Below are 11,085 nucleotides of genomic sequence, written 5' to 3' on the forward strand. Positions count from 1 at the left end.
CTCGTGGGACAGAACCGAGCGGGTCGTCAGACCGCGGCGGGCTCGGGAACACTCACCTGCGCGAGTTCGAGCAGAATCCGGCTGACGCGCTCCAACCGAGCCGGATCCGTTTCCGCGGCGCGCAGTCCGGCGGCGATCCCGCGCACCGTCCTGCCCTCGAAGACGCCGGTGACGCCGAAGCCGGACACCGCGAGCAGACCGCGCACCTGGCCGGTGAACGTGGTCGCCAGAATCGAATTGCCGCCCGCGTCGAAGAAGTCGGTGGCGACACCGATCCGGTCCACGCCGAGCACCTGGGCGGCGATGAACTCGACCGCCGCCTCCACCTCGTCGGCGGGCGGCACATAGGTGATGCGCGCCGCCGCGTCGTCCGCCCCGAGCCTGCGCCGGATCGCGACGCGGTCCAGCTTGCCGTTGGCGGTCAGCGGAATATCGGCCAGCACCTCGATGACATCGGGAACCATATACGCGGGCAACAACTCCCGCAGGGCGGCGGCGATGCCGTCGGCGGTCACTTCGGCGTTCGCGCGCACCGCGGCGGCCAGCCTGCCCGCCTCGGTGAGCAGCGCGACCGCCTCGTCCACGCCGGGCAGCGCGGCCAGCGCCGACTCCACTTCGCCCAACTCGACGCGGTAGCCGCGGATCTTCACCTGGTGATCGGCGCGGCCGAGGAAATCGACCGTTCCGTCCGGCAAGTAGCGCGCCAGATCGCCGGTGCGGTACCAGCGCACGCCGTCGCGTTCCACGAACCGGTCGGCGGTGCGCTCCGGATCGCCACGGTAGCCGTCGGCGACGCTCGCCCCGCCGATCCACAGTTCGCCGGGCACCCAGTCGGGGCAGTCCTCGCCGCGCTCGTTGACGACGCGCAGCCGGACATCGGCCAAGGGGGTGCCGTAGGGCACGTTGTCCCATTCGGCGGGGAAGTCGTCGGTCACCTCGCACACCGTCGAATGGATCGCGGTCTCCGTGGTGCCGCCGAGCCCGGCGAAACGCAATCCGGGCACGGCTGCCCGCATCCGCTGGGCCAGTCGAGTTTTCACTCGGTCGCCGCCGGTCAGCACGACCCGCAGCGAGCGCAGCTGTTGCGGGCTCGCGGTGTCGGCCAGCATGGTGACCAGGCCGGGCGCGCAGTTCAGCACGGTCACGCCCGCTTCGGCGATCAAGGCCGCCCACGCCGCGGCGTCGCGCTCGGTGTCGGCGTCCAGGCAAGCCAGCGCGCCGCCGCGGGACAGGGGCGCGAAGATGTCGTAGACGGACAGATCGAAGCCGAGTGCGGACAGGCCGATGGTGCGGTCGTCCGCGCCGATGCCGAACCGGGTGTCGATGGCGTCGATGGTGTTCGCCGCCGCGCGGTGGCTCACTTCGACGCCCTTGGGCTCGCCGGTCGAGCCGGAAGTGAACAGCACATAGGCCACCGCGTCCGGATCGGTGTCGTGCGCGCGGTCCAGTCGTGGCCCGGCGAGCGCGTCGGCGAGCGTCAGCCCGGTGACGCCATCGGGCAGCTCGGCCGGAGCGTCCAGCAGCGCCACGGAAACCGCGCCGCGCCGCAGGATGCGATCGCGCCGCGCGCTCGGTTGATCGGTGCCGATCGGCAGGTAGGCGGCTCCCGCCGCGAGCACGCCGAGCACCGCGGGCAGCTGCCGGTGGCCCTTCGCCACGATGACGGCGACCGTGTCGCCGGGACGAACGCCCGCCTCGGTCAGCGCGTGCCCGACCGCGAGCGCCTGATCCGCCAGTTCGCCGTAGCTGCTCGTGCCCCCGTCGCGCCAGCACAGCGCGGTCCGCTCGGGATGGTCGCGCGCCGCGTCGAAGAACGCGCCGTGCAGGGTGCGCGCGCCGAGGTCGGCGTCGGTGTCGTTGGCCGCGTCCCGGACCGCCCGCTGGGCGGCGGGCAGCTCGATGCGCAGGTCCGCCGTCCAGTCGGCGTCCGGTTCGATCAGCGCGTCCAGCGTGCGGCGGAACCGTTCGAACATGGCCTCGGCCACGCCCTCCGGCAGCGCGTCCCTGCGGATGTCCCAGTTCACCAGCAGGCCACCGGACAACTCCGCCACCTGTGCGTCCAGGTCCACCTGCGGACCCTGCGACATGATCCACACCGGTTCGCCGAACACCCGGGTCACGCGCTCGGAGAACAGCTCACCGAGATCGAGACCCGAGGTGAACACCACCGACGGCGTCACGGGAGCGCCACGCTCGCGGCCGAGGTCGCGCAGTACGTCCAAACCCTCGTAGCCGGAGTGCGCCGCGCAGGTGTGCAATTCGCGCTGCAATCGCTTGGCCCGCGCCACCATCGACTCGGTCTCGCGCGCGTCCACGTCCACCAGCACCGAGTTGGTGAAATCGCCCACCACGCGGTCGATGTCGTCGTGTAGCGGTTCGCGGTTGAACAGCGGCAGGTTGAGCAGGAAGCGCTGCCGCGCCGACCAGCGCGCGATGGTCTCGCTGAACACGGTGGCCAGGGCGACCGCCGGCGTCACGCCGTTGCCGTGCGCGTTCGCGTGCAGTCGCGCCTTCGCCTCGGCGTCGAACCAGTGATGCAGCCGGATGCTGCGCGACGGGTCGGGCCGATCGTTCTCCGGCACCACCGGCAGCGACGGGATGTCGGGCAGGTCAGCGATCTTGTCCGCCCACCAGCGCGCGTCGGCCGAGTTGTCCGGCGCGGCGCGCTCTTTCGCGGCGAGGTACTCGCGGAAAGTGCAGCCGATGGGCGTCAGCGCGTCGTCGTCGGCCTCGTACAGCGCGGCCAGATCGTCGAGAATCCTGCGGTAGCTCTGGGCGTCCGCGGCGACCATGTCCACATCGAGGTGCAGCCGGTGCTTTCCGCCCGGCAGGACGGTGACCGCGATGTCGACCACCTGCCCCGCCGCGACGTCCATGCGCTGGTGACTCTTGTCCTGCCGGATCCGCTCCAGCTCGGCTTCGATCGCTCCGGTGTCGTGGCCGTCGCGCAGGTCGTTCGCGTGGAATACCGGCACCAGCGGCTCGGGCGGAATCCGCTGGGTGCCGCTGTCGGAGAACTGGGCTCGCAGCATGTCGTGCCTGCGCAACAGCCGCCCGACCGCCCGCCGCATCCGCTCGGCTTCCAGTCCGGCGCCGTCGAATTCGACGTACAGGTGCGCGGCGACGCCGCCGAGCCGCTGGTCCTGCCTGCGGCCGACCCAGTAGGCGTGCTGCATGGTGGCGAGCGGGAATTCGTCCGACTCCGAGGCGCTTTCGGTCACGGACGCCTGCGGCGCGGCCTCGGTCGCGGTTTCCCCGGCGCGGCTCGCCGCGAGCAGTTCCGCCCACGCGGCGATGGTCGGTTGCAGTGCCAGATGGGAGCTGCGCACGTCGTAGCCCTGCTTGCGCCACTTCGCGGCCAAATGCATCAGCTTCATCGAGTGCATGCCCAGACCGACGAGATCGTCGTCGTCACCGATGGTTTCCTGAGCCACTCCCAGGTCCGTCGCAACGATCTCGCGAACTTCCGCCTTGCCGAGCATCAGACTCCTCACCGCACCGAACACCGGCCTGCCTATTCAATAGGCAAGCCTTGCCTAACTTAAGGGATCCTAACCCATAGACCCCATCGTGCGGCAGAGTGTGGTTTGGCTAACCTCGGCATCGTTCCGGCTCCGGCATTCACCCGGCTACTCCCGGATCGGCGAGGACCGCCGTCCAGCGCGCCAAGCGCTTTTCGACCTCGGCCTCGCCGAACACCGCTGAGTTCACGTCGAATTGAGCGACCAGCACCGGCCCGTCCCCCCTCGGCACCACCGCTGTGGTGATGTCCACGGTGAAACGCAGCGGCAGATCCGGATGCGCCGCGATGCCGAACTCGGCGGTGAACTCCGCCAGCGGCGCGGGCGTCCATGGGCCGGAGCCGAATGGCAAGAGGTCGAACCGGCCCAGGTGGTTGAGGCGCAACTGTCCGCGCGCGTCGAGCGTGCGCTCCCGTACCGGGGCCGCGCCCGAGGCGGGAGTCCACGCCTCGGCCGCGGCGAGCGGCACGAGCACGGTCTCTTCGACGGTGAACCAGCCGACCTGCCTGGTGTCGTCGTCGGCGGGCCTGCCATGCGATTCCCTGGTCACCGCGATCCGCCCGGCGTCGTCGGCGCTGTCGGCGAAGCCGCGCGCACAGGCCAGCAGCAGGAAATCCTCCAGCGGCACATCGTTCTCCGCGGCCGAATCCAGCAGCCGAGCGGTCCGCCGCGCGTCCAGCTCGACCACCCGCTGCCACGCCTTGCCCGCTCGATCGACGGCGGGGTCGGTCAACCTGCCGCCCAGTGGCGTGCCCAGGATCGGCGGGGTCGCCGCCGGCGCGTGGATCGGCCCCGGCTCGGGCCTGGACTCGTTGACCGGCGGCTGCCCCTCGGCGAGCCTGCGCAGATCGTCACCCAGGATGAGCCAGGAGACCACGTCTACCGCGAGATGGTGGATCGACAACAGCAGCCGCTTGCCTTCCCGGCCGTTCAGCAACGTGGCGGCCATCATGCGGCCCGACTCGGGGTCGAGCCGGTCCACCGTCGCGGCCAGCCGGGCCGCCGCGGCGGCCGATTCGTCGTGGGCGATCTCGAACTGGGCTGCCACCTCGGCCGACTCGCCGACCACCAGCACGGGTGTCCGCTCCGCCGTCCGGTCCAGTCGGGAACGCAGCGTGGGATGCGCGGAGGCCAGCGCCTCCAGCCGGTCGACGATGTCGGCCGGTGTCGCGTCCACCGGCACCGTGAGCACCTGGCTCTGCGCCAGGTATCGATAGTCGCCGTAGGCGATGATCTCGTGCGCGAGAGCGGTCAGCGGGATGACCGTGCCCGCAGGCACCCGCGGCGCTTCCTCGGGCTGCTCCGCGCTCGACAGGATCGCCGCCAGCCTGCGCAGGTCCGTCGCCGCGAGCACGTCCGCGGCGCTCACCCGGAACCCTGCGCCGCGCAGGCGCGACACCAGATCGATGACGCCGATGCTGTCGATGCCGAGATCGAGCAGGCTGTCGTCGAGTCCGACGCCCGCGGTGGCGTCGCCCATCGCGGCGATCACCTCGAGCAGCGCGCGTTCGGTCTCGGTCGCGGGCGCACCGCCCCGCGTATCGCGCGCGGGCCGGGCCAGCAACGCCGTCGCCGCATGGACGTCGAGCTTGTCGTTGCGAGTCAACGGAATCCGGTCGACGTGCACGATCCGGCTGGGGACGAGGAATTGGGGCAGCCGCCGAGCGAGCTCGGTGCGGAGCTCCTCGACCGAACGATCCGCGACCACCAGCGCGCCGAGCCTGGTCCGGCCGTTCGCGACGAACGCCAGCGCCGCCGCCTGCTCGACGCCGCGCAGTTCCCGCAGCACCACGGTGGCCTCGTCCGGCTCGACCCGATAGCCGTTGATCTTGACCTGACTGTCGGCCCTGCCCTCGTACACCACGGTCGCCGCGTCGGTGCGCCGCACCAGATCGCCGGTGCGATACCGCCGTCCGCGCGGACCGGCGACGAACGCCGCGGCGGTGGTGCCAGGCCTGCCGAGATAGCCCAGCGCGAGCTGCGGTCCCGAAAGATACAGCTCCCCGTGACCGCCCGGCGGCACCGGGCGCAGCCGATGGTCGAGCACTTCGGCGGTCATGCCGTCGAACGGACGTCCGATGGTGGGCGCCTCGTGCTCGAGCACGTCGGCCATCAGCGCTTCCACCGTGGTCTCGGTGGGCCCGTAGAAGTTGATCACCCTGGTGCCGTCGAGCGCGCGCAGGCGCGCCCAGGTGTCGAGCGAGATGGCCTCGCCGCCGAGCGCCAGCACCCGCAACGGGCAGTGCTCGCGCCCGTCGCGCTCGGCGAAGAGCCCGGCGACGATCAGCCTGCTCAGCATCGACGGCGACGTGTCGAAGACATCGATGCGATGGCGTTCGATCGCCGCGACCACCTGCTCGGCGTCCGTGCGCACCTTGTCGCCGAGCAGGACGACGGTGTGCCCGCTCAGCAGGGCCACCGTCGGCTGCCACGCCGCGTCGAAGCCGGTGGACCAGCCGTGCCCGATGCGCAGCCGCCGTCCCGCCTCCGCCGCCACCGGCGCGAAGATGCGGCGCTCATGGTTCGCCCAGTGGTTGAGCAGCGCGCCGTGCGACACCACGACGCCTTTCGGCCTGCCGGTGGTGCCTGAGGTGAAGACGGCGTAGAACGGCGTGGCCGCGCACGGCCGCGGTCCCTCGGCGGGATGCCGCTCCCGGTCCTCCGGCACGTCCAGTTCGCCGTGGGGTCCCGTGATCGCATGCCGCACGTCGGCGCACTGCGCGAGCACATCGCCGAAGGCTCGATCGGCGAGTACGACTCGCGCCCCGGACGTTTCCAAGATGTAGGCGAGGCGATCCGCGGGGGTAGCCGGATCGACGTGCACGCACAGCGCGCCGATACTTCCGATCGCGAACGGCGCGTGCAGCACTCGGCGGTCCCGTGGCAACACGACGGCGACCGCGTCCCCTGCGCGCACCCCCGCGCTGCGCAAACCTTCGGCGAGTGTCGTGACGGCGGCGGCGAATTCGGTGAAAGTCTGTTCCCCGTCCTCGTCCACCACGGCGACCGCGGCACCCGCGCGCTCGGCCGCGGCGAACAACGCGTCCGACGCCGTCGGGTGTTCCGCCGCGCGCGGCACGGGCGCGACCAGGGCCGCGGGTTCGTCGTCCAGCAGGATGTCCACGTCGCACGCGCGGGTCGCGGTCACCATGCGCCGCACCACCTCGGCGAAACGCCGTGCCAGCCGGTCGGGTTCGAATCGGGACACCAGGTCGGGCCGGACTTCGACCCGCACGATCAGCTCACCGTGCTCGACCACCGGGACGACCGCGATCGGATAGTGGCTCGGCGAGTCGACCCGCCGCGGCAGCATCGTCGCGCCGCCCGCCATGGGCATCCGCTCCGTCACGGCGCCGAGCGGCGTGTTCTCGAAGACCAGCAGGGTGTCGAAGAGCTGCCCGATACCGGCTTGGCGGGTGATCTCGGCGATCCCCAGATACTCGTGTGCGCGCAGCAGCGCCACCTCGCGCTGCAGTCGCGCGCCGATCGCCGCGGGCGCGCGCTCGTCCGCGCGGACCCGGACCGGAATCGTGGTGACCAGCGCGCCGACCAGCCGGTCTGCGTTGGGCAACGAGGCGTCGCGGCCGGAGGTGGTCTGCCCGAAGACCACGTCGTCGCGGCCGGTCAGCCCGGAAAGCACCCGCGCCCAGGCCATTTGCAGCACGGTGTTCAGCGTCAGGCCGTTGCGCCGCGCCCAGCCGGTGACCGTCGCGGTGGACTCGCGATCCATGCGGGTCTCGCCCAGCACCGGGATATCGGCCTGGGCGGGCGGGGCCAGCATCGGCATGGGTGCCAGCCCGGCGAGCGCTTCGGTCCACACGCGAGCCGACTCCGCGGTATCGCGCGCGGCCAGCCACGCCGCGTGATCACGCAGCGGCGGCGCGGGCGGGAGGGTCGCACCGGCGTGCAGTGCGATCAGGTCGGCGAACAGCAGCGGGATCGACCAGCCGTCGACGACGATGTGATGCGCGGTGCAGATCAGCTCGTAGTCGCGCGCGCCGACCCGTGCCGCGGTCACCCGGAACAAGGGGCCGTTGTCCAGGTCGATGCGCTTGCGGCCCTCCGCCCAGTACAGCCGCATGGCGGCCGCGGCGGGATCGTCGGCGTCGCGCAGATCCACCTCCTGCCAGCCGATCCGGCCCGCCGAGGTGATCACGAGCACCGGATGCGGCAGGCCGTCGGTGACCACCGCGCCGCCCAGATGCGGATAGCGGGTCAGCAACTGATCGAATGCCGTACGCAGCGGCGCGATGTCGGCCAGGTTCTCGATCCGGACCGCGAAGGTGACCAGATACGGGTCCACCGGGCCGGACAGGGAACTGACCGAGTACAGACCGCGTTGCAGCGGAGAAAGCGCTACGACATCGAGGATTCGCGGTGCGCTCACGACGCGCCGAATCGCTTGCCGAGGGTGGCCAGCGCCGCGGGATCGAGGCCGGAAGCGGACATCGGCGCGACGGCGGCGGTTTGCGGCTGCGCCGGTGCCGCGTCGGTCAGCTGCGACGCCAGCTCCTGGATCGACGGATGCGCGAACACGGTTTGCACGTCCAGCGCGTACCCCTGCTCCCCGAGCTCGGTGACCAGGCGTAACGCGGCGATCGAGTCGCCGCCGAGTGCGAAGAACGTGTCGGCGCGGCCGATCTCGTCCTCGTCGTCGAACTCGAGCACCTTCCTGATCGCCGCCGCGATCAAGGTCTCCGCCTCGGTCTGCGGTGGGCCGCCGAGGCCAGGACCACCGAACCCGTCACCCGCTGCCGCGGGCGCGAACAGCGCGATCTCGGCCTGTTCGTCGCGGCCCTGCGCGAAAGCGGCACACAGCGCCTCCAGGTGGGCGGCGAACTCGCCCGCCGCCGCGAAGGCGGAAGTGAACTCGATCATCACGGTGGCGTCCTGCGCGCCGGTCACGACGTCGACGACCAGATCGACACCGTGCGGACGGCCGGACCGCCGCATCGTCTCCCGCACACCGAATTCGGCGGTCACGATGCCGGGGCGCTCGGCGCGCACTCCGAGCAGCGCTTGGAACAGCGCACCGGTCGTCACCGCCGCCGCGCCCTTCAGTTCGTGGGTGAGCCGCTCGATGCGGGCCGTCGCGTGGGCGCGGGCCTCGGCGAGGCGCTGTCCGGCGGCCGCCACCAGCTCGCGCGGACCCGCGGTCGGATCGAGGCGCAGCACAAGGTGATTGGCGAAATTGCCGAGACTGTGCTCGGTGTGATCGGTGCGGCCGGGATCGATGACGCCGACCAGGACGTCGTCACCTAGGCCCGCGTCCCGCAGCGCCCGTGCCAGCACCGCGGCGAACGCCGCCGTCGCGTCCTGGTCGCCGCGCAGCGCCGACAGCGTCGCGGCGGGAACCGTGAAGCTGTGCCGCGTGGGGCCGGTGGCATCGCCCGGCACCGGCGCGGCTCGCTCGGGCAGATCCGCGAGCCGTTCGGTCCAGTAGGCCAGTTCGGGCGCGTCCCGATTGGCCAGGGCGCGCAGCTGCGTGGCGACGTGCGCGCGGTACTGCGAGGTCGCGGGCTGCGCGGTGCCGAGTTCATAAGCCGCGAACAGCGCCTCGGTCAGCAGTTCGAGACTGCGGTCGTCGGCGGCCACCGGATGCACCGCGATCGAGACGACGGCGCGATCGCCCAGTTCGTAGCGGCGAATCCGGATCGGCAAGCCGCGCACCAGATCGAATCGGTGTTCGGCGTCGGCGTGCAGCGCGGGGCCGAGCGCGTCGGCGTCGGCATGGACCACCTCGACCACCGTGTCCGGCACCGGCAGCACACGCTGATACGGCATGCGCCGGTCGTCCGGGAAGACGCTGCGCAGAATCTCGTGCTCGGCCAGCAGCGCGGCCGCGGCCTGCTCGAAGGCGTCTCCGTCGAGTTCACCGGTGATCTCCAGCGCGACGAACAGATTGGCTGCGGGCACCCGGCGCAACCGTTCGGGCAGCAGCGCCGCCTGCTGTGCGAGCGACAGCGGCGTGCCCCGGTCACCGGTGGTGGCCCCGTTCACGGGCGAATCCGACATTGCGTTCCTTCCTTACTTACCGACGGCCGCGAACGTCGGGTCGAGCTTGTCGAGCACGTACGGCACCGACAGAGCCGTGGGCGTGTTGATGGCGCTGATGGTTGTCACGTCGACGAACGCGATGCCGTTGCTGCGCACCGACGGCAGTTCCGCGTATCCGGGCAGCTGCTTGAACTTCTCCGCGAACACCGGCATCGCGCCGCAGATCAGCAGGTCGGAGGTGAGGTCGCCGAGCCGCTCCGGGGACAGCGCCAACCGGCCGCCCGTCGGTGCCTCCTGCGCGATCTTCTGGGGGATGTCCATGCCGAGCCGGGTGAACAGCGCCGCCGAACCGTCCTTCGGGTCGGCGAGCACCATCAACTGGGCGGGGCCGGTCAGCATGCAGGTCAAGAAGGTCTTGCCGCGCAGCTTCGGATACTTGGCGCCGACCGCGTCGATCCGGCCCTCGACGTCCGAGACGACCTTGCTCGCCTCGGTTTCCCGGTGCAGCACCTTGCCGAGCGTGTTCACCTGATCAGCCCACCGGTCGACCTGCGCGCCCGGCGTCACCGGGCCGATGGTCGGAGCCAGCTTGGACAGCTTGTCGTACATCGCCTTGTCGACCATGAAGCCGGGCACCAGGATCAGGTCCGGTTCCAGCGCCGCGATCTGCTCGACGATATCGCCGCCCATGCTCAGCGCCTTGGCCTGCGCGAGCGAGTCCGGCGCCCACGGCGGCTTGGACTGCGCGCCGATGGAGATGTTGTCGGCGAAACCGACCGGCGTCACCCCGAGCGCGAGCGTGGCGTCGAGCCACTGGTTGCCGAGGGTGACCACGCGCTGCGGGGTGCCGGAAACCTCGGTCTCCCCCAGGCTGTGGGTGATCTTCACCGCGCCGGTGGCGCTGTCCTCGCCTGCGCTGGAGCCGCACGCCGCCAGCGAGCAGACCAGGCTCACCGCGAGCGCGGCCAGACCCATCCGGCCGAGCGTGCCCCGGCGCGGACGCCCCGTAATTCGGACCGTGTTCATTTCGTCAGCTCCTTGTCGAGATTCAGCCACCCGTCGGTGTCCCACCAGCCGCGATCACCGGTGCGGACCAGTCGGCCGCCCACCAGGTACGGGTCGGCGACCCATCGCGCCGTGTCGGCCGGTGCGCCGAGCCCGGCCCCGCCGACGTAGACATCGCCGATCACCCCGGGCGGCACCGGGCGGCGCGCCGCGTCGAGCACCAGCACCCGTCCACCCGGAATCGGGCGGACCCGGCCGCTGCCGTCCAGCGGTCCCCTGGCCACCGGCCCGGTGTATTCGGGCACGCCGTAGCAGGCGACCGCGACCGAATCCGCCGACATCGCCGCCAGCCGGGTGGACAGCGTCGCCGGCGCGTCGACGCCCGCCACGTCCCAGCGGCGGACGCTGGGCAGTTCCGGCAGTTCGTCCGCGAGCGCGACCGCGGTCACCGGCGCCAGCACCACGTGGGTCACCGCGTGCGCGGCGACGAGTTCGGCCAACGCGACCGGATCGACCCGTTGCGCCTCGGTGGCGACCAGCAGGCTCGCGCCGTCGGCGAGCG

Annotated in this window: 5 protein-coding genes; all 5 read right to left on the reverse strand. The window is 71.6% G+C overall.

The window, feature by feature from the left end:
* Nucleotides 1-26: 26 nt before the first annotated feature.
* Nucleotides 27-3,482: a non-ribosomal peptide synthetase gene (locus tag NB3_RS24455; RefSeq protein ID WP_067807994.1), complete on the reverse strand. Its 3,456-nt coding sequence runs from the start codon at nucleotides 3,480-3,482 to the stop codon at nucleotides 27-29.
* 139 nt (nucleotides 3,483-3,621) lie between these two features.
* A complete protein-coding gene (locus NB3_RS24460) occupies nucleotides 3,622-7,908 on the reverse strand; it encodes an AMP-binding protein (RefSeq protein WP_244892059.1) in 4,287 nt (1,428 codons plus the stop codon).
* Nucleotides 7,905-9,536, reverse strand: coding sequence for a condensation domain-containing protein (locus tag NB3_RS24465; protein ID WP_067807997.1), 1,632 nt, complete (start codon nucleotides 9,534-9,536; stop codon nucleotides 7,905-7,907). The genes NB3_RS24460 and NB3_RS24465 overlap by 4 nt, the downstream gene beginning before the upstream one ends.
* Nucleotides 9,537-9,548: 12 nt before the next feature.
* Complete coding sequence (locus NB3_RS24470) at nucleotides 9,549-10,544, reverse strand: ABC transporter substrate-binding protein (RefSeq protein WP_084823630.1); 996 nt, start codon at nucleotides 10,542-10,544, stop codon at nucleotides 9,549-9,551.
* On the reverse strand, nucleotides 10,541-11,085 hold a 545-nt coding region (locus tag NB3_RS24475), incomplete at its 5' end, for an AMP-binding protein (protein WP_157111987.1). The genes NB3_RS24470 and NB3_RS24475, both read right to left, overlap by 4 nt.

This window comes from Nocardia beijingensis NBRC 16342 (genome assembly GCF_001612785.1).
GTDB lineage: Bacteria > Actinomycetota > Actinomycetes > Mycobacteriales > Mycobacteriaceae > Nocardia > Nocardia beijingensis.